This window comes from Shewanella algae (assembly GCF_009183365.2).
GTDB classification, from domain to species: domain Bacteria; phylum Pseudomonadota; class Gammaproteobacteria; order Enterobacterales; family Shewanellaceae; genus Shewanella; species Shewanella algae.
Map to the genome: position 1 here is coordinate 2,190,773 of NZ_CP068230.1, position 21,681 is coordinate 2,212,453.

Consider the following 21,681-nt stretch of genomic DNA (forward strand, 5'->3'; position numbering starts at 1 on the left):
AAAATCTTACAGCAGCACAGAATACCAAAACACGCGACCAATAACGGTAATCACTTTTACTTGGTCGCCACTATAACTCTCATCAGGGTATTCATCTTGATTGTAGCTGCGCAGGCGTAAGCCATTACCGGGAAGGGTATAGAGCAGCTTAACCCGCAACATGCCATCGTGATTAATGGCATACATTTTCCCATCGACAATAGTTTTGTTGGCAGTATCAATACCGACAGTGCTGCCGTTTGGCAAAACCGGTTCCATACTGTTACCCGAAACCTTCACACATACAGCAGCAGCTGGCTCCACGCCTTGACTACGCATGGTTAATTTAGAGAAGCGCAGTTTAGGACCGTGGTTTTCGATATCGGCCACAATGCCGTTGCCTGCTGCCAGTTTCACTTCAGTGAAGAACGGCACTTCAAGTTCGTCTTTGCCCAGCGGTGTTTTGTCATCCCAGACAGCAAACGAACCCGAATACTCTGAAATCTCATCATCTGCCCTTTGCTCAATACCATAAAGCAATCTTTCTGGTGAGCACTTTAGGGCGCGCGCAAGCTCCACAATCTTTGCGGAGGACTTTACCTTGCCTGATACCAACTTGTGAACCATTGGTTGAGAAATGCCAGAAAGCTCAGCCAGCTCCTTTTGAGAAATGCCAAGTTCTTTCATGCGCTGCACTACGTTAGTGCTGAGAGGATTCGTATTCATATCCGAATGATATTACGCAGGTTATATTTAATCACTTTCATATGGTAATATTTTTCTTGATGTGTAATTTACTTTGGTTATATTATCAGGGCATGACCAACGGAAAGGTGTCACATCATGAAAAAATCTGACGTACTCAACTTCTTTCAAACTCAACAAAAGGTTGCTGCTTCGCTCACCGAAGCAGGATTCCCAATCAGCCAAGCGGCAGTTTCCAAATGGGGCGATAACGTCCCGCCACTTAGAGCGTATCAGCTCGAACGCATCACCAACGGCAAGCTAATGGCTGATGATTCGCAAAATGATGACGAGCAGCAAGCAGCTTGATTACACGGTAAACCTAAAAGGGAGTTTAGCCATGAAACACAAATCACGCCTTGACCTGCTAATGGTTGCTATTCACCGCTGGTTGGAGTTGCCCAAGGTGAGCCGTGCATCACTGGCGGCCAGCGTTGTGGAGGTTGTTGATCGCCTGGGCCTGAAAAAGCCACTGGCCAGAGAGGGGATTAGCTTTGCGCGAACCGACGACCCTTACAACGATTCCAGGATCAATGCCCAGAAGATCTTCCGCTGGCTCGGCCAGTATCAAGAGTGCCATCCAAACCCGGAACGCCTGTTTCATGTAGAGCAAGCTTTGCTTGCCGCTATGCCAACGCATTTGCGTATGGCTTACCTGAATGATGTGTATGGCCCGATAGGGGTAACGGTAGTTGCAGACTCGGGCCTTGTTGGCGGGCAGTTGGAGCCGGGCAGGGTGGCGGCAATTCTCACCAAGGAAAACAGCGAAGCACAGATTGCGGTTATTACCCTAGGCTCGCAGCCGACCCGCGAGCAGGTTATTCAATGCCACCGTGAGCTGAGGGAATCGCGGGCGACGACTGAGGCCAGTATTCAATTGCTGGAAGCCGAGTTTTCTTTCCTTCGCGCTGGCAGAGCCACCGCCAATGAGTAACGAAGCAGACGAAGCCCAACGGGTATCTGAGCTGTTTGACAGCCTGGCAATAGCCCAAGCAAGGAAGCCAGCGCAGGCAGCTGCAAGCACCGGCCGCTGTTTGTATTGCAGTGCTCCGGTTGCCGCTGAGGCCCGTTTTTGTGATGCGGATTGCCGTGATGATTTTGAATGGATTAACAGGAGGAAGCATGGACGAGCTTGATCTGATTGAACTCGATATTTACCCGCAAATGCAGGCTGAGAACGTTAACGCTTGGCGTGAGGCGAACCGCTGCGGGTTTTCGCGCGGCGCCTTGGCGGTGATTGGCAAGGCATATGCCGCGACTGTGGTGGCCTATCAAGTGGCGATTGAGCTGCCGGCAAACTCAATTGAGAGAGGGCTGGCGATAGACGCATTCAGGGCGGCATCACTGGAACTTGACCGGGTGATTGACGAAATGGAACAGCGTGAAGCGTTGGCGCTGGCCTGGCATGAGTTTGTTGCAGTGTTGCGCTCTACGTTGCGCAAGACGTTGGGATTGGAGGCGATATGAGCGAAGGCAATGTTATCAGCATCGAAACGGCAGAGGAACGCGAGGCGTTTGAGTTTATGGCCAACCGCCAAAAGCACCGGCAGCCAGACAGTGAGCGCCAGAGCAGCAGATAGCCAAAATGGCGGCTATTGCGGCGCGTTCTCACTCAACCAGCTTTACCGGCATTTGCGCCCGTTTGTATGACGCAGGCTGCCGTTTGCCTGACGATGGACCGGAGGCCGCATGAGCCACAAAAACAGAAGCGCCCGCGTTAGTTTAGTGACAGCTGCGGGCGCTTACCTGAGTTCAGGCTTGGTCATCATAGCCAAGCCATTGATGTGCGTCAATTTGGCGCAAGGCGGTGACGTATGAGCATGGACAATAAAAATGATGATGGTCTTGTGGCGCTAAACAGCCACTTAACTGGAGAGCAGCGAGCGCAGTATGACGCCATGTTAACGCCTGTCGCTTTGGATGCAGAAAAGCCTTTGTGTTTGGTGCCGATGCAATCTGACGGTGCTTGCTTTGATGGCATGAACGCGCATGAGATTTATGCGAGGCACATGCAGTGTTTGATCCGAAACGCGTTAATTAGTGCCGTTTCTAATGTGGGTTGGTATGACGTTTTGGTATCAAAAATTGATCACCATACGGTGAGACAGCAGTTCGATGAGGTGGCAAAAACCATTGTGAATGAGGCGCTGCTTGGGCAGCGTGCATTGCCGATGCCCACTGCGGCCGTTGAATACTTTTTGGCTTACTTGGAAATGGAGCAAGGCCGTTGTGATGAGGTGATGCTACGCAAGCGTTATGTGCAGCCATTCGATGGGCTTGAGGAGCACTTGAAACGCTGGGGTGAACGGCGTGCGTTGTTAGAGCTATTGCACGACAACTTACTGCGCAAGATAACTCAGGAGGACATGTGATGGCGAAAGTTCTTTTCAGTGCAGCCGGTGGCTTCAACAACAACCTGAATTTCTTGCCTTTTGGCGGGATGAAAAATTGTTTGACCACCAACGTAATCCAACGGGCCGTAAACAACATCGTTCAGCTCAATGTCGTAAGAGTCAACCACATTAAAAACGGTGATGCCGGTGCCTTCGATGCTGACAGCCACCATGCCCCGTTTGCGGTGAATAGCAATTACAACGCCGTATTCATTGCGGTTTTTCGGCATATCAAGTTCCTTTTGATGGTAGTAAAACGCCCACTCGATCTTGGCGGACTGGTGGGCGAGTGCAACAACATTCGTGGAGAAAGTGAGCTGCGTGGTGATAGTAGCTCAGTTTCAACACCTTGCGCAATGTGGGGTGGGTTATGAGCCGTGCTGCGACTGATTGGGCTTGGTCGTTAGCGATTAAGCCTGCGAGTTTGAAATTGCTGTTGTTGTCGATGGCTGACCGTGCGGACGAGTATCACCGCTGTTATCCGTCGGTTGAGCGGTTGGTGAAAGACACGGGCCTGGACCGTAAAACCATTATTGGCAACATTGCCAAGCTGCAAGACGCGGGTGTGCTAACCGATACGGGTAAGCGAGCCGGCAGAACGGGCAAGGTGAAGATTTACCGTCTGAATTTGGTGGATGTTTCGCAGCCAATAAGCACCGGTGATAACAGTCCCAAAAGCGGAATGGTTCCGAAAACGGAATCATCCCAAAAACGGACAGGAAATAGTCCCAAAAACGGTACTTTGAATAGTCCCAAAAACGGTACTCAGAACCAGTCATTTAACCAGTCAATGAACCAAGAGCGTGTTGGCGTGCCCGCCAAGCGCAATTCTCCAAGCGACAAGTTTATTTTTGATAAGTGGCCTGCGGCGCCATCGGATGAGGTATTTGCCGATTGGGTGAAAGCACGCGCAGCGGCTAAGAAGCCCTTGACGCAAGGTGCGGTTGATTACGTTGCCCCTGAGCTGCACAAGGCGGTTGCAGCTGGCATGAGTGTGGATGACTGCTTGCGAGTGACGTTGGGCGAGGGCTGGCAGGGGTTCAAGTTTGATTGGGCGGTAAACCGTGGGCTGGTGCCAACCAGTGGCCAGGCACTGCAGCACTGGACCAGCAATGTTTTTGACGATGGAGATCCGCTGATATGACACAACGAAACCATCAACCACAGCCGATTCAGGCGTTGGATTTTATGCCGTCGGCGCAGCAATCGCGCCCTGTGGTGTCGGAGTTTGACGGGCAGCTGATTGATAGCGTGTTTGCGAAGCTGAAAATCTTGTTTCCGATTGGGGCGCCCAAGCCTGAGCAAGAGCCCAGCATGAAGGCGGAATGGTTGAAAACCTTGGTAGCGCAGCGCATTGGCAGCGTTGAAGTGGTGCAGCGTGGCATTAACCGTGCCCGTTGTGAGCGCGATGGTAAGCGGCAGTTTTGGCCTTCGCCTTTGCAGTTTTGCCATTGGTGCCATGCGGAACCCGATGATTTAGGACTGCCAAGCGTTGAGCAGGCTTATCGTGAAGCTATGCGGCATTACTCGCATGTTGCCAAACACAAGTGGAGCCATGCCATTGTGCGGTTGGCGTTGCGTGAGTCTGGCGGGAGTTGGCTGTTTGGGGCATCCACAGCAGATGATTCGTTCAAGGTATTTGAGCGCAATTACACCATGTTGATCCGCCGTTATGCCAATGGTGAGGAGATTGATTTTAATCTGCCCAAGGCACTGCCAACGAGGGTTACTCGACCTACAGCGGCCAATAAAGCAAGAGCGAACATTGCAGATTTACGGGTGAAGTTTGGCCTACGGACAACGAAAGGAGCAAACGATGAGTAAGCAATTACCGAAAACCCAGAAGCAACGCTTGGTTGCGATGCTGGATGATGGCAAGTGGCACACGTTGTTTGAGCTTCAGCGGTTAAGCCGAGAACGCTTTGGAACGCTTGATAGCGAAACAGCTCTGAGTGCCCGTTGGCGGGAGTTACCCGCCGAAAAGCGGATGAAGCGCATTCGCCAGGGTACGAACAAAACCTATGAATACAGGATGGTGGCTTGATGGCGAGCGGTGTTGAAGTTGGCAAGCTGAAGCGGGCGCCGCTGCGCCGTTGGTTGAGCGGCGGTGTTACCCGGGATTATCGGGATCCTCAGTATCCGACAGTGAGACTGCGGGCCAATGGTGAGCGCACCAAGGCGAGTATTTTTCTGGTGTTCAATGAGCAGAACGTGACTCGATGGCGCAAGGTGGGCACTTGGCCGGATCTGTGTATCGATACGTTTTTGGAGCAGCTGCCGGCCACTCTGGCCGAGCGAGCAGCTGGAGGTGAGGTTATGTTTGGGCAGTTTGTGACTGTGGCTGATGTGGTTACCTGGTATGTCGGGCATGTGGCAGATAACACGACTATGAGTGTGAGTTGGCGCCGGAATGTGCGTTCGATAGTTACCAGGCACTTGATCCCAAGGGCTGGGCAGTTGCCGCTGGCATCACTGAGTTGGAGTGATTTGGATAGTGCGCTGGTTAAGTCGATGCTGGCTGATGGGTATTCGCCCCGCTATGTGGTGGAGGTGGTAAGTAAGCTCAAGACGGCGTTCAGTTCTGCCGCTGGGCTGCACTTGCTCGATAGCAACCCTTTGGCCGGGTTCAAGCCCAGTGTGAGGCTGCCAAAGGCGCTGGATGCGAGGCTGTATGACTCTGACCTTGGCGAGCTGTTCAAGCTGTTATCAGAGACTGTGATGGTTCAGGCTATGCTGTTTGTGTTGATGATGATGTTTGGTACCCGTATCAATGAAACCCGCCAGGCTAGGTGGGACCAGTTCACCGGCGATGTTTGGGTGATACCGCCGTCAAACACCAAAAACGGTAATGAGTTGCGGTTGCCGTTGACCAAATCTGCCCGGGCTTTGATTGATCATTACCGCCGCTGGCAGTTGGCCAATGTTGGCAAGCGTGCCTGGCTGTTCCCCGGCCGAGGTCAGGCGCCTATTGCTGTGCGCACTGCTCAGGATTGGTCTGTTGGCCTTCGCTTTAAATACTTCACTTCACACGATATCAGGCGGCTTTTTCGCACCATTATTGCTGAGATTGGTATTGATACCGTGATTGGTGAGTTGTTGCTCAATCACTCCCTGCCTGTGCTTTTGCGTACCTATGTTCAGTCATCCCTCAATGCAGGGGTGAGCCAGGCACTTGAGCAGTATCACCAGTATTTGATTGAGCGCGGATTTAATCAGATCGCGCCCGAGATAATCCCTAGATCGCATTCAGATCTTGGTAACGGGCAAAGTCAGATGGCAAGCGGGTGGCTGTGATGATCACTGCATCATTGTCAAAAGAGGATGCAATTGCACGAAAAGGGGCGTTTTAGGATGGCAAAAGCGGCGGCAGCATCAGGGGCAAAACTGCTGGCAATGGGGCGGAGATTGCGCCAAATGACCCAGGAGGAAGTGGCAAGCGCCTACGGGGTGAATGTCAAAACCTATCGGCGCTGGGAGAAGGGACAAAGCCCGGTACCGTATGACGACCTTTGCGCCATCTGTGCTGATATTTTTGCCCTGGACTTGTTCAACTTAAGGGGGCTGGCCGATGCAGCATAAGCACGATGCGCAGCATGAAGCGCTGATGAACATGAAGCAGCTCCGCCTCGAGTTGCGAGCGTGGGCTAACTGGTGGCTCAGGCATGAGTATGGCAAAGGGTACGCCGTCCGCAGTAGCTGTGACCGGCTCAAGGACCCTATCACCTACGGAACGACAGTGAGTGAGCGTGACATTAACCCACCGCCCGGGGTTATTCGTTACGACTGGCGCATTGAGCAGCTGGCGCCCGAGTGCCGCCGAGCTATTCGAGCTCAGTACCTGTGCCGGGGTAAGTGGGCATTGCTGGACTTCGACAGTCGTAAGTCCTTTGTATTCTGGTTAAGACGCGCAGAACTGGCGCTGGTGAGGTGAGTATGGGATGGTGAAACAGTGGCTATGATTCAATTGGTCGGCCTATAGGTTATATGTTTGAAACGACCTGTGATCACCATGATTGTAGTGAAAAGGTCTGTGGAGGTATGCATGGCAATAGTGTGTTTGCGAAGAGTAGGCAAAGCGTTGTATGTGTTGATGAAAAATGTAATTGCGTATGTGATAAATATATCATAGAGGAAGTATAATCTGTTATTTTTGTAGAAAATTACGAAGATTTATGGTTGTAGTACGTTCTTGTGCGTAAACTCGGAAGTTTTCAATTGTGTTAAATTTCGTATGCATGATTCATTTGAAATCTTGGTTGCGATAAATTTTTTAGTGATGTTAGTGAAAGTGTATTTGTACTAATTTATTTGGTGATTGAAAAATGATTGGGTATGTAAAGTATTTTTTTGTTCCTTTGTTTATAGTTTTCGTGCTTTTGACAGGGGTTTATTTTAACTTGATTGTTGCTTGGTTTGGTGGGATGGAATTTAATATTTTAAAAGAGATTACATCATTTTTGGCCAATATCGCAACAATCTTAGGTGTTATGGGTATTGCATATGCCTACATGACATATGTGCGTGACAAAAAAGTACATGATCTTAATCAGTTATATGAGATAGCTGAATTGTTTGAAAAAAGGTTGTCGGAAATTAGGACGCACCAGTCAAATATTAACGAGCTGATATTTGATTCTGTATTAGCCGATAGGGAAGGAAAGGAATTTAAGGCTGGGATAAAATTTTATCTTGAACATAATGAATTAGTGACTAAGGATAGGTATATTTTAGAATCAATAAAGAATAAAGTGAATTACGCAAAACAAATACATACGTCACCTGTTTTGTTGGAGGCGGTTGATAATTTGTTGAATTGTGATTTTGTGGTTGATTACGGTGATGCGAATCATTTGAATGCTGCCTCTTTATCTAATGAAGAGGCTTTAGATTTTTACTCTAAATGGTTTAATGAGCAGCAAAAAAAGAATATTGCTGTTGGAAATTGCATAGCTGAACTAAGGAAGCTCCAAATATAGTTTGCGGGTCCTTCTCACCAACTGTATTGCGGGGGCGGGGACTCGCAATCCTTCACTACATATGAAAAATTTTGGTGGTTGGTTGTTGTTTTATAACCATTGATTATAGGCACCTTTCCTAGGTGCCTTCTCTGTATCACAATCTGTTGATTGTAAATGCAAAAATGCTTATGGGTTTTCGCCTGGTCCATGGTTCGCTGATACACCAACTTTGCAGATCCTTTTTTGATCACGCCGATCTTTTGCATATGTTTGGTTTTGTACTAGGCTTTCAGTGACAGATTTAGACTCCTGTCATAAGTAAACCGAATCCCGCGCCCTTTCCTGCGGGCTTTGTTTATTTACAGCTTAACTTTTTCCCACACGCCTTGTGCGTCACGGTAGTGAACCATATCGCCAATGAGTACCCTTACTTTGGTTCCATCGCTCAAAACACCATATCCAGAACCATTCGTAAGACTGGGGCCTGTCCTCAATACCTGAACCTTTCCTGTTCTTCCATCTGAGCATGTTATGTCAGTAATGATATGCTTAGAGTTAGACAGGAGGTTGTAAGAGCCCACGCAGGTAGTGCCTTCTAAGTTTGATAGCTCAAAGCCTCCACCTCCAGCCTCTCCAATTAGCGCGGGTTCCTCGTTAGAAAACTCCATTGCAATAGGTGTATATGCACATCCGCTTAATATTCCGCAAAGTAATATTGTTAAAGCGTACTTCATTGAAGGCCCTCTTAGTTAGTGTTTTAATTCATCGAAATATATAGCAAAATCTTTAAATTTCAATTAGTAAGTTAGTGAACTGTGAGCCACAACCTTGATTGAAATTGTTTTAACTTCATTGATGTTTGTACTGAGAGGCTTGTCTCGCCATCCGATATCGGTAACAAACTTGTGTGTTAACACACAACTTTCAAACCGCATTTATCAAATGGGGCAGATCTAGGACTAAAACGGACAGAAAAGGGTTTTTTTTGCCCCCCGAAAATCGCTATGTTTATGGCATGCTCGCCAGAGCTAAAAATGACTGCCAACCACCAAAGACCCTCATCGGGTCTTTTTTACTTTAGGGCTTTCGATGCCACGTAAAAGTAAGCGCGTTTACATTGATACCCCACTGAGCACTCGCCCTGGAGCATAGTCAGCGAGAAGAACCCCTAGAGGGATGACGCAGCCGCCGGTTGGCGCCCGGTTAATCCATCAGTAAGCCTACCTATATGAATGAATCTAAGGAGCCATGATGACCAACAGGATCAAAGTGGCCAGCTTAAGCTTATCGGCCGCAGCTCTTATCACCCTGGTCGTATCTGAGGGATTTTCCCCATCGGCGACTATCCCGATGCAAGGTGACAGGCCTACAGTGGGCTTCGGCTCGACCTATCATGCCAACGGTAAACCAGTGAAGCTTGGCGACAAGCTCACGCCAGTGCAGGCCCTGAAAACAACCCAGGCCCATGTCGCAAACGATGAAGTGCGCTTTAAGGAGAGCTTGCCTGGCGTTGAAATGACGCAGGGCGAATACGACCTCTATATCAATTGGGTATACCAGTATGGCATTGGCCGATGGCGCGAATCGGCTATGCGCAGTTATTTGCTGAAAGGCCGTCACCTTGAAGCCTGTAATGCGTTGTTGCTGCCAGAATATCGCACAGTTGGCGGTTTTGACTGTTCAACCCCAGGCAACAAACGCTGCATGGGCGTGTGGACAAGAGCACAGGAACGACATCAACTCTGCATTCAGGAGCAATCACATGATTAAAGTTGCCGCCGGCCGCGCCCATCTGTACTTGATTGGCGGTCTTATTCTGGCCTGTGTGGCCTTGGGTCTGGCACTCACTGTCACTCGCTCAGAGGTCAGCCTATTGCAGGCGAATCTTGAAACCGCCAGCGCCAATCAACTCGGGCTGCAACTGGATGTGTCGGCACTGACGACTGCCGTTGAAAGGCAGGAAGCGGATAAAGCCAAGATATGGCAGCAGCTGACGGCGCTCGCCGTGTCTGAGCAGCAATATCGCACCGACTTGGCTGGTATTCGCGGTCGCCAAGAAGTTCTCAGCGTTACCCTAGGTGAATACAGGAGCAGCCATGATGAAAGCCTTAACCAGTGGATGGGCACTGCTGTGCCTGATGATGTTCAGCGGTTGCTCAGCAACGCCGCCAATTGTGCGCACCGTAACAATCGAGGTGCCGAGGCCTGTAGAGATCCCACCTCAGATCATTGGTAGATGTGACCCGCCACCTTATCCGATTGGCGGTACCGACAATGGCGACCATACCGGCTACATCAGTCGGTTGCTAGCCGTGATCTCCAACTGTGACTCTCAATGGCAACGCCTCGAACTGTTTCTGAACGAGCAGCGAAAGCCTGTACCGAAACAGGGTGCGCATGATGAATGACCTACCAGCGCAAAAGGCCTTCAATCTGGCCAGCTATTTATCTTCTTTCGCCAGCGCTATTGGGGGGCTGCTATCCGTGGACAAGGTAGCTGTAGTGCTGGGGATGGTGTTGGCTATTGCAACCTATTTGGGTAACCGCGCCCACAACGCGTATCTGCGGCGTATCAAAGACAAAGAGCACACCAGCGCAGAGTCGAGGGCGCAAGAACTTCACCTAATTGAAATGCGACTGGCTCAGGCAAAGCTGGAGCAGTTAAACCCCCGTCAAGTGAACAGGCAGCCAGATCAGCATGAGAAAAACTCCACCCAAAGCCCCGGATGTTGTGTTGCTGAACAAGCGGGATCTGTGCTCAAGCCTGGGGATTAGCACTCAGGCCTTCGATAAGTGGGGAGTAAACTTTCGAGAAAAGCGCGGTCGTGAGTGTTTATATTCCGTGGCCGATGTAGTGGCCAACCGGGTTGGCCATGCCGAGCGAAAGTTTGCTGCATCAGTACCAGAGGATGATCCCGAAAAGCCAAACCTCGACTTTGAGCGCTGGCGTCTGACCAAAGCTCAGGCGGATGGGCAAGAGCTCAAGAACGATAAGGACCGAAAGTTAGTTGTAGAGGTTGGTTTCGCCACTTTCCTTCTTAACAAAATAGCGGTGCAAATTGGTCCAATCCTCGACCAGGCACCGCTCAATGTCAAAAGGCAACACCCCGACACCGACGAACACCAACTGGAAACCATGCGCGCCGAAATCATCAAGGCGGGCAATATCGCGTCAGGCATCGGGGAACGTATAGAGGATTATCTGGATGAATATCTCCGCAGCACAGATTAACAATCTGAAAGCTGCGGTTACTGCTGGACTCAAAGCCATGTGGCGCCCGCCAAGGATGACATGCGCTGAGTACGCCGATGAGCATTTTTATATGTCGTCTGAGTCCAGTTACTCAGAGGGTAAGTGGAAGAGTCTGCCGTTCCAGGTTGGCATTCTCAATGCCATGGGTAACGACCTGATCACCACTCTGAATGTGATGAAGTCGGCGCGGGTTGGTTACACCAAAATGCTGATGGCCAATGCCAGCTATAAGATAGAGCACAAAAAGCGCAATGTGCTTATCTATCAGCCCCGCGATAAGCAAGCCGTCAGCTTTATGAAGAAGCACGTTGAAACGGCTATCCGGGACATTCCAGTATGGCGCGCTCTTGCGCCATGGCTGGGGAAGAAGCATAAAGACAGCACGTTGGAAGATAAGATGTTTTCCAACGGCAAAACCTTGATGGTTCGAGGTGGCACGGCTGCTGCCAACTATCGTGAAATATCAACCGATGATGTGATTTACGATGAGTTGGCCGGCTTCGATGAATCCATTGAGCATGAAGGCAACGCTACCGGGCTTGGTGATACTCGAGTTGAGTTGTCGGTGTTTCCAAAGTCTATCCGTGGTTCAACGCCAAAGATACTTGGCCGCTGTCAAATGGAGAAGGCCTGCAGCGAAAGCCCTCACCATTTTCATTTCTATTTGCCGTGTCCTCACTGCGGTGAGTTACAGCGGCTTAAGTGGGGTGGCAAAGACGAGCCCTTTGGTATCAAGTGGCATGGGGACGACCCCAAAACCGCCTATTACCTGTGTGAACACTGCGCCTGCGTAATCGAAAACAAATGCCTCACGGCCATGCAGGAACACCCTGATGCCAAGTGGATTTGCGAAAAAACAGGCATCTGGACTAGAGATTTTCTGGCGTTCTTCGACAGCGAAGGCCGCGAGATAGCCACCCCTGAAAACATAGCTATCTACATTTGGTCGGCCTACAACCCCCTTTCAAGTTGGCGAAAGTTGGTGGCCGACTTCTACAAGGCCAAGGACGACAAAGAAAAGCTGCAAACATTCGTCAATACCAAGCTCGGCCAACCCTGGGATGATGACACCGGCGAAAAGCTGGAATGGGAAGATCTTCTTCGCCGCCGGGAAATGTATCCGGATGGCAAGATGCCGCAGCGTGTCGTTTATCTCACAGCAGGTGTTGATACTCAAGACAATCGCTATGAAGGCAGAATTTGGGGCTGGGGAGCCAACAAAGAAAAGTGGTTGATTGATCGATTCATTCTTCACGGCCGTCCTGATGACAATGAACTCCTGGGCAGGGTTGAAGATAGGTTAAATAGAACTTATACCCGTGCCGATGGAATCATTCTGAACATCGGGATTATTTGTTGGGATACCGGTGGTCACTACCACGATACAGTTGTCTCAATGTCAAAGCGTATGGGTATCCAAAGGGTTATCCCTATCTTTGGTGCAAAAACCTATGGCAAGCCTATTGCCAATTTCCCTCGCAAGCGAAATCGCAAAGGAGTTTACCTAACTGAAATTGGTACCGATGGTGCCAAAGAACAGCTGATGTCTCACTTGTTAATCCAGCCTGATCCATCTGTTCCGAAGGCAAATGCCATCCACCTACCAATGGATGACAGTATCTGCGATGAAACCGAGCTGCAGCAACTGACATCAGAACGCAAGATCCCTCAGCGTAGGGACGGCAAGATAGTTTATCGCTGGGACAACGGGAATCGCCGTAATGAAGCGCTGGACTGCTTTGTGTATGCCCTGGCCGCGCTCTATATCGCCATTGAGCGTTTCGGCATAGATCTCGAAAAGCTAAGCCTGCAGGCCGTAAGTCAGGAAAGTGAACCTGAGCCTGAGCATACCCAACCAAAACCCAAACCCCAAAAAACAAAATCCAGCGAGAGCAATGGCTGGCTGAAAACGTCCGGCGGAGGCTGGCTGTGAACAAAGAGCAAATCGAGAAAATGATTGCCGTTTATCTGCAGGCTGAAATTGATGTGTTGGATGGCAAGTCCACCACTATCAACGGCAAGCAGATGGCAATGGAAGATCTGGAGTCCATTCGCAAAGGACGTCAGGAATGGGAACGGCGGTTGGCATCCATAGGGCGCCAACGTGGTGGTGCCAGCCTGGCCACTTTCAATTAAATCAACACAAACCCGAGGGCATTCATGAGTTGGCTCAATGACATCATTGTCACAGTCTCGCCCGCGTGGGCGCTAAAACGTGCTGTTTCCACACTGCAATACCAGAATATCAGGGCGTATGAAGCCGCTAGCCCAAGCCGCACTCATAAGGGCAAGCGTGAAGGCCGAGGTGCAAACCAGGCTGTATTCGCCGCCGGCAAAAACTTGCGAGAGCAAGCACGCTGGCTGGATGAAAACCACGATCTCAGTATCGGCATTCTCGACCGGCTGGAAGAGAGGGTGGTCGGCGCCAATGGCATTGTGGTGGAGCCGCAGCCAAAAGACATGGCGGGCAATATACTCGGTGACTTTGCCGAAGAACTGGCGCGTCGCTTTGCTGCCTGGAGTCTTAAGCCTGATGTAACAGGGCGTTACACCCGTCCAGAGCTTGAGCGTTTGGTGCTTCGCACTGCGCTGCGTGATGGTGAATGTTTCGGCCAGCATGTGGTTGGCAAAATCCCTAGTCTTATCCACCCCAATCCACAGGGCACCCCTTACTCTATCGAAGCGCTTGAGCCTGACTTTGTTCCCTATGAGCTCAACGATACGGCAAAGAAGATCCGCCAAGGGCTAACCGTGAACGACTGGGGCCAGGTCACTGCATATAACGTACTCAAGCAGCACCCCGCTGATGTAATGGGGTTCAAGCACGTTACCAAACAGATCCCTGCCAAGGCCATGATGCACTTGGCCCAGCTCAAGCGCCTGCATCAGTTGCGCGGTGTGAGTGTGTTTCACGGCATTCTCACCCGTCTTGCTGATATCAAGGACTATGAGGAAAGTGAGCGGGTAGCGGCGCGGATTGCCGCGGCGCTGGCGTTTTACATCAAGCGCGGCAACCCCGATATGTACACCGACTCTGGTAATAACGGAGGCAGCCGGGAAATCCCGATAGCCCCAGGCATGACCTTTGACGACCTCGCACCCGGCGAGGATGTTGGCATGATTGAGAGCAATCGCCCCAATGTACATATGGTGGATTTCAGAAATGGCCAGTTGCGTGCAGCTGCGGCCGGAACACGTACCAGTTACTCAAGCATCGCCCGCGAATATGCCGGTAGTTACTCAAGCCAGCGCCAAGAATTGGTTGAGCAGGATGAATCCAACCGCATCTTGCAGCAGTGGTTTTGCGCCGGCTGGTCGCGGCCTGTTTATCGCCAATGGCTTGTTGCTGAGCAACTTAACAAAGTTGATCCGTTAAAGCTGCCGCGCGAGCTGGATATTCGCACGTTATTTGATGCCCAGTATTACGGCCCCACCATGCCGTGGATTGACCCGCGCAAAGAGGCTGAGGGCTGGGAAATGATGATCGCGGGCAATGCTGCGACAGAGGCAGAGTGGGCTCGGGCGCGAGGCCGCAACCCTGCAGAAGTGAAGCGTCAGCGCCGCCGCGAAGTTGAATACAACCGCGATAACGGCATGTTGACCGCCAACGATCCAGACCCAGAAACCAATGGAGCTAAAAATGAAACGAACTCATCTAGCGGCAGCGTGCGCGACCGCGCTAACCAGCGCCGCGCTGATCGCGCCGCAAGGCGCACTGACGCCGACCAATAAGCCAGAGAAAAGCTGGTATAGCCTCAAAGCATCCGCCAACGGCGAAGCCGAGTTGATGATTTACGATGAAATCGGCGGTTGGGGCATAACCGCCAAACAGTTTGCCCGAGATCTTAAAGACCTTGGGAAAATTACTCAGCTTATTGCACGCATCCACAGCCCTGGCGGTGATGTGTTCGAAGGGATGGCTATTTACAACATCCTCAAAAATTACCCTGCGCACAAAGTGGCCCATATAGATGGGCTGGCAGCTTCTATGGCTTCGGTTATCGCCATGGCGTTTGACGAGGTAGTCATGCCAGAGAACGCCATGATGATGGTTCACAAGCCATGGGGTGGCACCATGGGTGACGCCGATGATATGCGCAAATATGCCGATCTGCTCGACAAGGTAGAAGGCAATCTGGTTGGTGCCTACCGAGACAAGACCGGCATGACCGATGAACAACTGCACGCCCTGCTGGCAGAAGAAACCTGGCTCACCGGCCGCGAGGCGGTTGAAAAGGGTTTTGCTGACACGCTTACCGAGCCGCTCGCAATGGCGGCATCACTCCAATCCAATCGAATGAAGGATTACGCCAATATGCCTAAAGCTCTTCAAATCCTGCTGGCACCGCAGGCCAATAGTGCTAACCCGCAGAATGTTCCAACTCCTGCACCTGTTAACCAGCCGGCTCCATCGCCAGCACCATCGGCACAGCCAACGCAAGAGCAGATCAATGCAGCCGCAGCTGAGCTGAACCGCACCCGGGTTGATGGGCTGAACACCTTGTTTGCCAGTTGGCCTCAGTTTGCCGAGCTGAAAAACGAGTGTATTGCTGACGTTGAAATGACCGCTGAAAAAGCCAAGGACAAGATCCTGGCTAAACTCGGTGAGAATACTACCCCTGCAGCAGCCCAGCCTCGCAGTGTGATCATCCATGCCGGCAACGGCAATCTGGTTGGTGATTCTATTCGCGCTCACATTATGGCTCGTGCCGGCCACGGCGAACATGAAAAGGATAACGGCTATTCAAGCTATAACCTGCGCGAACTGGCCAGAGCATCATTGGTTGATCGTGGTATTAGTGTGGCCAGCATGAACGTGATGCAGATGGTTGGTCTGGCATTCACCCACTCAAGCTCCGACTTTGGCAATATCCTGCTGGATGTGGCCAATAAGTCTGTGCTCAAGGGTTGGGAAGCGCAGCCAGAGTCCTTCGAGCGCTTCTGTAAGAAAGGCCAACTGAGCGACTTCAAGATTGCCAACCGTGTTGGCCTAGATGGCTTTAAGGCGCTGGATAAGGTTGAAGAGGGGGCCGAGTACAAATACGCCACTTTGTCTGACCACGGCGAAAAAATCATGCTGGCCACCTACGGCAAAATTTTCTCTATCACCCGTCAGGCCATCATCAACGATGACATGAACATGTTGATGTCGGTACCAGAAAAAATGGGGCGAGCTGCCAAGCGCACAATTGGCAACCTGGTGTGGGCCATTATTACCGGCAACCCCAAGATGAGCGATAACAAGGCCTTGTTCCATGCCGATCACAAGAACCTTGGTTCAGGTGCGCCCAGCGTTGAAACCATCAGCGCGCTGTGTGAACTGATGGAGTCGCAGATGATTGGCGAAGAATCGCTGAATATTCAGCCAGCCTTCGCCATGGTGCCACCTAACCTGAAACGCACCATGCTGCAGACCGTCAAATCCAGTTCGGTCAAAGGTGCTGATGTTAATGCTGGAATCGCCAACCCAATTCAAGATTTGCTTGAGGTGATCTCAGAACCTCGTCTCAAGACAAACAGCGATAAAGCTTGGTACGTGGCTGCTGGTTTGGGCGAGGACACTATTGAGGTGGCATACCTCGACGGTATCGATACCCCTTACATCGAGCAGCAGGACGGCTTCACCGTGGATGGCGTGGCCACCAAGGTACGTATCGATGCCGGTGTAGCGCCGTTGGATTACCGTGGTCTGGCCAAGTCCACTGGCGTATAACTGCAGCCAACATAGCTAAGCCGCCTTCGGGCGGCTTCTTTATATCCGAAATCTAAAAGGACAGCCCAATGAAAAACCTTATTCAAGATGGCACCACCATTACTCACGCTCCAACCGTGGATGTTGTGAGTGGTACTCCTGTGCTGATTGGCGCAATGCTTGCTGTTGCCTTGGCAAATGTTCCGGCAAATACACCTGGCACTTTTATACCAGAAGGCGTGTTTGAACTCGCCAAAGCCCAGGCTGACGATATCGGCCAAGGTGATCAAGTGTATTGGGATGCAGCTGCCAAGGTGATCACTACCACAGCCACCGATAACACCCCGGCAGGTAAAGCCTGGGCTGCTGCCGGTAACGGCGCGCTTTCTGTTGAAGTGAAGATCAATGTCTGACATTGATCAGCTCTTTTCCATGAGTAGAGCAGACAGACAGGCGGCGAAGTTTCGCCGTCTGTTTGAACGCATGGGGCAATGGTGCAGGATTGTTCCTTTCGACGGCGCTGAGCCCGTTGTAAGGCTGGTGAATCTTGCCGGCTCAAAAGGCGAGATAGCCGCATCAGCAGGCAATGAATACATGCCTGAAAAAATTATGCAGGCCGAGTTTCTCCTGCAAGATGGCAAGGTTTTCTCCGGCGACACTGTTGAGCTCGGAGACATTGATGCACATGGTGATTTTGTTGCCGATGGCACCAAGCTGCAACTGACGCTGCTTTCGGCAATAGACGCAGTGTCTGTCACTTATGTTTATTTGGAACTGTAATGGCAAGCATTCGAGCTGAGGGGTTCAACGCTGTCGCCAGAGAGTTGCAGCGAATACGAAATGCCCAGGCACCGGCTATCGCTGCAGCTGTGAAAGAGGCCAGTCGTTTTGGCGAAGAGCTTGCAGTTACCGAAGTATTTAAGCGCTACGGCTTTCGTGATCGTAGTTACGTTGCCCGCCACTTGTCAGTTTCATTTAACGAACGAACTCTGCAGGGGCGAGTGTCAGCGCGCTATCGCCCCTGCACTTTAAACCGATTCATTGTCCGCCGTAATACCCGAACCAGCAAAGGCGGCGGCAGCGCAGTTCCTGATGGCATGACGATAGCCGCTATTCGCAACAAACCAACATGGTTCAGAGGTGCGTTTACTTTTATTGGCCGAAATGGCAATGAGCTGATGGTTTCGCGCCAAAAAGGTGATAACCGCTGGCGCAGCCTTAAAGGCCGCAAAACCCTATACGGGCCCAGCGTTGCCGGTTCATTCGGTGTTATCAGGGATGACATAGATCCCCCCATTATCCGCCATTTGCGTGAGCGGTATCGGCATCACGCCAAGCGTTAGGACATTCCATGATCAACGACATTATTGAACGGCTGCAGTTGGTGCCGGGCGCCACTGTGCGCGAAGGCTTTTATGCCCAGTCATTGGTGCGTGAATCCAAATTCATATTCCTGCAACCTTATACAAGCAAAGCATCTGTTCCGGGAATGCAACCTGGATACAAAGAAGACCTCACTTTGCAAATTGTCGCCGGCATCAAGATACCTGGTTTTACCCAACCTACCAGCGAGCTGATCAACCTAACCAGAGAGATCCGCTCATCCCTGTTTTCAAAACAACGGGATCCCGCTCGCCCCGATTGGCTTCATGGCGCCTATGGCGTTGCTGAAGTCGAAGAATGCAAATACATCATGCCGGAAGCTCATGAACACCACGGCCTTGCAGTGATCACCATCTCCATTTCAAACAGCCCAACCTTCGAGGATAGATTATGAGTGTAATAGTCAAAGAGTCGTACATCGGCGCCGGCATCGTGTACGTTGCCGGCCGGGATGTTGGCAACGCATCCGGCGTTGAAGTTTCAATCGAACAGGAAGAAAAGTCTCTGCCCAACTATCGTGGTGGTGGCGGTAACTATGACTCAGTTACAAAAGTGTCATCTGTAAAACTCAAGATGACACTCAACGCATTCAGCAATGAAAACCTGGCTCTCGCGCTGCGCGGCAAAGTTTCAGTGCTGACAGCTGATCCTGTTGATAATGAGATTGTTGTTGCAAAACTGGATGGACTGGCCCCAACCGAGAAGTTGATAGACATATCTAAGCCGGTAACAGTCACCAATAGTGACGGCACCACTGCATACGATGTGGACGTTGATTACTACGTTAGCGCTGCCGGTATCCGCGCCATTGGCACAGGGGAAATTGTTGATGGGGCCCAGTTGAAGGTGTCATATACCTCTGCTGCAGGCAATGCCCTCGAAGCATTGACCGAGGCCGGTGTTACCGTCCCTGTGGTGATCGACGGTATGAACGATGCAAACGGCAAACCTTGTGTGCTGAGGTTCTATCTGTGGAAGCCTTCGCCAACGTCCAGCCTGTCATTGATTACCGATGACTATGGTTCATTCGACATTGAGGGCGAAGTGCTCGCAAACGATGCGATAGTTGCCGCCGGCAAGTCGAAATTCTTCAAGCGCCTGGCTGCGTAAAACAGAGCGGCACCCAATGGGTGCCGCTTTCATGTTAAGCCTGTAAACGTTTCATCAACTGAGAGAGTTGCACTAAAAAATCGTCTTGGTTGCGGTGCAGTTCCCGCTCTAACAAAGGAATTCAGAGGGCAATATCCAGCTTGGCTGTTGCAGCTTGCTCACACATTGCGCCAAACAGTCGGTGCTCGACAATTTTCAGTAACGGCAATATGCGCTCAATGTATAAGCGCATGTGCTCGGCGCGGTTCAGCAGCAAACCAAGACTGTACAGGTCTTGCGTTCTAACAGGCTAATATTATTTAGTATCTTTCCCCTGAAACGTATGATTTCAGTTAGTGTTAGGGGAGACATCTCCAGTAGCCAATTGCTCAGATTTTGATGTATTTTAGCAATGGTTTTGGCTTTGTTTTCACTGGGTTTAGGATATGACATTAACTGCCGAAGAGGCTGAAGTTGAGCGGCGTGCGATTGCTTATTCTAAGAGCAATAGAACACAAATTTGCCGTAATTTAACTGATAAGACCAAGTATGTTCCAGAACAAGAACCTGTATCTGTGTTCATGTGTGGTTCACCGGGGGCGGGGAAAACCGAGTCATCCAAGCAGTTCATCAAGGGTATTTCTGGTGATGGTGAAGAGGGAGTTCTTCGGTTAGATCCTGATGAATTGAGAGAATTATTTGAAGAGTACAATGGGAGAAATTCTCATTTGTTTCAAAGGGCTGTGTCATTCATTGTCGAAAGGGCTTTAGATTATTGCTTTAAAAACAATCAGAGTTTTCTACTTGATGGTACGTTAGCTCATTATGGCGTTGCTGAAAAAAACGTCGAAAGGTCCTTGCGTAAAGGGCGACAAGTATTGATAATATTCGTCCTTCAACGTCCCGAACTGGCTTGGAGCTTCGTTCAATCAAGAGAAAAGCTTGAAGGTCGCAAGATCCTTCCTGAGCATTTTGTAGAACAATTTTTCGGCTCGCAGCAAGTTGTTGAGCAACTTAAGGCTAAGTTCAAAAAAGATGTTGCTGTGGATTTACTTATCAAGGACAATGATGGTAAAACAAAGGTGTACTATAGTAATGTTGCAAGTATTAAACCTTACTTGCCCAAAGAGTACACAAGAGAAGAAGTTATGGAAATCGTCGGTATAGCATGAGAGAGTTTGTATGATTAGAATGCTCACCACACGTAAAAAGGCTTCATCTACACCTCTATCTAGATTTGTTAGAGAGGCTGATTCTAGGCATAAAAAACGTGTCTACAAGAAAGCGATTGATGAAGCAATCAAAGAACAGAACTATGTTATTGAAATGGCAAAGCAAACAGCCTAACAGACAGATATAGTTAAAAAAACCGCCTTAGATTGGCGGTTTTTTGTTGAGGAAACTCTGAAGGATTCCAGCGGTAACCAATTGATTAACAAGGTTATTGTGGGAATTTATTCTGTCACCAATGTGGGTGTCTGCCATGCACAAGAACCGCCTTTTGGGCGGTTCTTGCATTTCTGGCATCGGCAATCTATCGAGGATTTGCAGTGCCTTATGACAGTAGGGCTGAATATCTATTTATGAAAAGCAAAACCCCGAATACGGCAAATAGTCGGTTTTTTACATCCGCCCCTAAGCACTATTTAGGAGTAAAGCATACGTAGATAATAGCAAATCCAAGTGCTAAAGATGGTCTTAGTAACGTAACAGGTAAGTGGATTCGAAAGTGTGCTGGTGCAGCGGTGATTATGGCTGCATTAGCTTTGTTGCTTCTGTCATCAACACCTTTGATTTATGCCATTCGGTGGTGGTAATCAAAATGAGCTCCAAAACTTGGCGCCGTCAATTAACCAACTGGTGTGGGCCCGGTAATACACCACACATTAACTCGTCATACTCGGTGGCTATTGCTTCGCGCCATTGGTCAGTGACATCACGAATCGCAAACCGATAGGTAAACCCTAACCACACGGTGAGTTGCCTAGATGCATTAAAGTGTTCAACCACAAAGCTATCTTCGTTAAACGCATAAACATCTTCAAATTGCTTGATGTCGTGCTGTACAAACGCCTGCTGTAGTAGGCCGTTGTAAATCTCTGTTTTATCCAATGAGTGTTCCATCAACCTGTTCTCAAGCCGCTTTCGGGATGGTTTAAGGATAGCTATTGCCGCAAATAAGGCGTGAAG

The 21,681-nt window shown here is 50.2% G+C and carries 31 protein-coding genes; 27 read left to right on the forward strand and 4 right to left on the reverse strand.

Features of this window, described 5'->3' with window-relative positions; genetic code table 11:
- Nucleotides 1–6: 6 nt before the first annotated feature.
- The gene (locus E1N14_RS09720; RefSeq protein WP_081782878.1) at nucleotides 7–666 is read right to left on the reverse strand and encodes an XRE family transcriptional regulator; all 660 of its coding nucleotides are present in this window, start codon (nucleotides 664–666) and stop codon (nucleotides 7–9) included.
- A 156-nt stretch (nucleotides 667–822) separates the two neighbouring features.
- Here E1N14_RS09720 and E1N14_RS09725 point away from each other — a divergent pair, with 156 nt between their 5' ends.
- The 4 genes from E1N14_RS09725 to E1N14_RS09740 all read left to right on the forward strand — a co-directional run bounded on the left by E1N14_RS09725 (nucleotide 823) and on the right by E1N14_RS09740 (nucleotide 3,095).
- Nucleotides 823–1,032 (forward strand): Cro/CI family transcriptional regulator, encoded by a 210-nt coding sequence (locus tag E1N14_RS09725; RefSeq protein ID WP_025009567.1) that lies wholly within the window; start codon nucleotides 823–825, stop codon nucleotides 1,030–1,032.
- 31 nt (nucleotides 1,033–1,063) lie between these two features.
- Nucleotides 1,064–1,657, forward strand: coding sequence for a hypothetical protein (locus E1N14_RS09730; RefSeq protein ID WP_025009568.1), 594 nt, complete (start codon nucleotides 1,064–1,066; stop codon nucleotides 1,655–1,657).
- A gap of 188 nt (nucleotides 1,658–1,845) precedes the next feature.
- Nucleotides 1,846–2,190, forward strand: coding sequence for a hypothetical protein (locus E1N14_RS09735; protein ID WP_025009570.1), 345 nt, complete (start codon nucleotides 1,846–1,848; stop codon nucleotides 2,188–2,190).
- 347 nt (nucleotides 2,191–2,537) lie between these two features.
- The gene (locus tag E1N14_RS09740; protein WP_025009571.1) at nucleotides 2,538–3,095 is read left to right on the forward strand and encodes a hypothetical protein; all 558 of its coding nucleotides are present in this window, start codon (nucleotides 2,538–2,540) and stop codon (nucleotides 3,093–3,095) included.
- Here the strand turns inward: E1N14_RS09740 and E1N14_RS09745 are convergent.
- Entirely contained in the window at nucleotides 3,080–3,346 is a 267-nt protein-coding gene (locus E1N14_RS09745) for a hypothetical protein (RefSeq protein ID WP_152134901.1), read from the reverse strand. The genes E1N14_RS09740 and E1N14_RS09745 overlap by 16 nt on opposite strands.
- A gap of 140 nt (nucleotides 3,347–3,486) precedes the next feature.
- Between E1N14_RS09745 and E1N14_RS09750 the strand changes: the two genes are divergently transcribed.
- The 7 genes from E1N14_RS09750 to E1N14_RS09780 all read left to right on the forward strand — a co-directional run bounded on the left by E1N14_RS09750 (nucleotide 3,487) and on the right by E1N14_RS09780 (nucleotide 8,092).
- Entirely contained in the window at nucleotides 3,487–4,260 is a 774-nt protein-coding gene (locus tag E1N14_RS09750; RefSeq protein WP_082813103.1) for a helix-turn-helix domain-containing protein, read from the forward strand.
- On the forward strand, nucleotides 4,257–4,940 hold the full coding sequence (locus tag E1N14_RS09755) for a replication protein P (RefSeq protein WP_025009575.1): 684 nt from the start codon (nucleotides 4,257–4,259) through the stop codon (nucleotides 4,938–4,940). Before E1N14_RS09750 ends, E1N14_RS09755 begins: the two co-directional genes overlap by 4 nt.
- Nucleotides 4,933–5,160: a hypothetical protein gene (locus tag E1N14_RS09760; protein ID WP_025009576.1), complete on the forward strand. Its 228-nt coding sequence runs from the start codon at nucleotides 4,933–4,935 to the stop codon at nucleotides 5,158–5,160. The genes E1N14_RS09755 and E1N14_RS09760 overlap by 8 nt, the downstream gene beginning before the upstream one ends.
- Nucleotides 5,160–6,410: a tyrosine-type recombinase/integrase gene (locus E1N14_RS09765; RefSeq protein WP_174539788.1), complete on the forward strand. Its 1,251-nt coding sequence runs from the start codon at nucleotides 5,160–5,162 to the stop codon at nucleotides 6,408–6,410. The genes E1N14_RS09760 and E1N14_RS09765 overlap by 1 nt, the downstream gene beginning before the upstream one ends.
- 57 nt (nucleotides 6,411–6,467) lie before the next feature.
- Entirely contained in the window at nucleotides 6,468–6,695 is a 228-nt protein-coding gene (locus E1N14_RS09770; protein WP_037436526.1) for a helix-turn-helix domain-containing protein, read from the forward strand.
- Nucleotides 6,685–7,047 (forward strand): hypothetical protein, encoded by a 363-nt coding sequence (locus E1N14_RS09775; protein ID WP_025009579.1) that lies wholly within the window; start codon nucleotides 6,685–6,687, stop codon nucleotides 7,045–7,047. Before E1N14_RS09770 ends, E1N14_RS09775 begins: the two co-directional genes overlap by 11 nt.
- Nucleotides 7,048–7,438: 391 nt before the next feature.
- A complete protein-coding gene (locus E1N14_RS09780; protein ID WP_025009580.1) occupies nucleotides 7,439–8,092 on the forward strand; it encodes a hypothetical protein in 654 nt (217 codons plus the stop codon).
- Nucleotides 8,093–8,433: 341 nt separating this feature from the next.
- Here the strand turns inward: E1N14_RS09780 and E1N14_RS09785 are convergent, their stop codons facing one another.
- Complete coding sequence (locus E1N14_RS09785) at nucleotides 8,434–8,808, reverse strand: hypothetical protein (protein ID WP_025009582.1); 375 nt, start codon at nucleotides 8,806–8,808, stop codon at nucleotides 8,434–8,436.
- 514 nt (nucleotides 8,809–9,322) lie between these two features.
- On the opposite strand from E1N14_RS09785, the gene E1N14_RS09790 reads away from it, so the two are divergent.
- The 16 genes from E1N14_RS09790 to E1N14_RS09860 all read left to right on the forward strand — a co-directional run bounded on the left by E1N14_RS09790 (nucleotide 9,323) and on the right by E1N14_RS09860 (nucleotide 20,838).
- Nucleotides 9,323–9,844, forward strand: a complete 522-nt coding sequence (locus E1N14_RS09790) for a glycoside hydrolase family protein (protein ID WP_247600880.1) — start codon at nucleotides 9,323–9,325, stop codon at nucleotides 9,842–9,844.
- A complete protein-coding gene (locus E1N14_RS09795; RefSeq protein WP_062793480.1) occupies nucleotides 9,837–10,310 on the forward strand; it encodes a hypothetical protein in 474 nt (157 codons plus the stop codon). Before E1N14_RS09790 ends, E1N14_RS09795 begins: the two co-directional genes overlap by 8 nt.
- Complete coding sequence (locus tag E1N14_RS22225; RefSeq protein WP_420877397.1) at nucleotides 10,216–10,482, forward strand: Rz1-like lysis system protein LysC; 267 nt, start codon at nucleotides 10,216–10,218, stop codon at nucleotides 10,480–10,482. Before E1N14_RS09795 ends, E1N14_RS22225 begins: the two co-directional genes overlap by 95 nt.
- The gene (locus tag E1N14_RS09800; protein ID WP_162173418.1) at nucleotides 10,472–10,849 is read left to right on the forward strand and encodes a hypothetical protein; all 378 of its coding nucleotides are present in this window, start codon (nucleotides 10,472–10,474) and stop codon (nucleotides 10,847–10,849) included. The genes E1N14_RS22225 and E1N14_RS09800 overlap by 11 nt, the downstream gene beginning before the upstream one ends.
- A complete protein-coding gene (locus E1N14_RS09805; RefSeq protein WP_252727300.1) occupies nucleotides 10,806–11,306 on the forward strand; it encodes a terminase small subunit in 501 nt (166 codons plus the stop codon). Before E1N14_RS09800 ends, E1N14_RS09805 begins: the two co-directional genes overlap by 44 nt.
- Nucleotides 11,281–13,260 carry a phage terminase large subunit family protein gene (locus E1N14_RS09810; protein WP_025009587.1) on the forward strand — a complete coding sequence of 660 codons (1,980 nt, stop codon included), beginning with the start codon at nucleotides 11,281–11,283 and terminating at the stop codon, nucleotides 13,258–13,260. The genes E1N14_RS09805 and E1N14_RS09810 overlap by 26 nt, the downstream gene beginning before the upstream one ends.
- Nucleotides 13,257–13,463, forward strand: a complete 207-nt coding sequence (locus tag E1N14_RS09815; RefSeq protein WP_025009588.1) for a hypothetical protein — start codon at nucleotides 13,257–13,259, stop codon at nucleotides 13,461–13,463. The genes E1N14_RS09810 and E1N14_RS09815 overlap by 4 nt, the downstream gene beginning before the upstream one ends.
- 24 nt (nucleotides 13,464–13,487) lie before the next feature.
- Nucleotides 13,488–15,059 carry a phage portal protein gene (locus E1N14_RS09820; protein ID WP_025009589.1) on the forward strand — a complete coding sequence of 524 codons (1,572 nt, stop codon included), beginning with the start codon at nucleotides 13,488–13,490 and terminating at the stop codon, nucleotides 15,057–15,059.
- Nucleotides 14,968–17,040, forward strand: coding sequence for a ClpP-like prohead protease/major capsid protein fusion protein (locus tag E1N14_RS09825; RefSeq protein WP_168429406.1), 2,073 nt, complete (start codon nucleotides 14,968–14,970; stop codon nucleotides 17,038–17,040). The genes E1N14_RS09820 and E1N14_RS09825 overlap by 92 nt, the downstream gene beginning before the upstream one ends.
- Before the next feature lie 68 nt (nucleotides 17,041–17,108).
- Nucleotides 17,109–17,432 (forward strand): DUF2190 family protein, encoded by a 324-nt coding sequence (locus tag E1N14_RS09830; protein WP_025009590.1) that lies wholly within the window; start codon nucleotides 17,109–17,111, stop codon nucleotides 17,430–17,432.
- Nucleotides 17,425–17,799, forward strand: a complete 375-nt coding sequence (locus E1N14_RS09835; RefSeq protein ID WP_025009591.1) for a hypothetical protein — start codon at nucleotides 17,425–17,427, stop codon at nucleotides 17,797–17,799. Before E1N14_RS09830 ends, E1N14_RS09835 begins: the two co-directional genes overlap by 8 nt.
- Nucleotides 17,799–18,362, forward strand: a complete 564-nt coding sequence (locus tag E1N14_RS09840; RefSeq protein WP_025009592.1) for a hypothetical protein — start codon at nucleotides 17,799–17,801, stop codon at nucleotides 18,360–18,362. The genes E1N14_RS09835 and E1N14_RS09840 overlap by 1 nt, the downstream gene beginning before the upstream one ends.
- Nucleotides 18,363–18,370: 8 nt before the next feature.
- Nucleotides 18,371–18,796: a hypothetical protein gene (locus tag E1N14_RS09845; protein ID WP_062793479.1), complete on the forward strand. Its 426-nt coding sequence runs from the start codon at nucleotides 18,371–18,373 to the stop codon at nucleotides 18,794–18,796.
- Nucleotides 18,793–19,512 (forward strand): phage tail tube protein, encoded by a 720-nt coding sequence (locus E1N14_RS09850; RefSeq protein ID WP_025009593.1) that lies wholly within the window; start codon nucleotides 18,793–18,795, stop codon nucleotides 19,510–19,512. Before E1N14_RS09845 ends, E1N14_RS09850 begins: the two co-directional genes overlap by 4 nt.
- 425 nt (nucleotides 19,513–19,937) lie before the next feature.
- On the forward strand, nucleotides 19,938–20,663 hold the full coding sequence (locus E1N14_RS09855) for a zeta toxin family protein (RefSeq protein ID WP_025009594.1): 726 nt from the start codon (nucleotides 19,938–19,940) through the stop codon (nucleotides 20,661–20,663).
- A 10-nt stretch (nucleotides 20,664–20,673) separates the two neighbouring features.
- Nucleotides 20,674–20,838, forward strand: a complete 165-nt coding sequence (locus E1N14_RS09860) for a hypothetical protein (RefSeq protein ID WP_156030547.1) — start codon at nucleotides 20,674–20,676, stop codon at nucleotides 20,836–20,838.
- A gap of 498 nt (nucleotides 20,839–21,336) precedes the next feature.
- Here the strand turns inward: E1N14_RS09860 and E1N14_RS09865 are convergent, their stop codons facing one another.
- A complete protein-coding gene (locus E1N14_RS09865; protein WP_025009595.1) occupies nucleotides 21,337–21,603 on the reverse strand; it encodes a hypothetical protein in 267 nt (88 codons plus the stop codon).
- Between the last annotated feature and the right edge of the window lie 78 nt (nucleotides 21,604–21,681).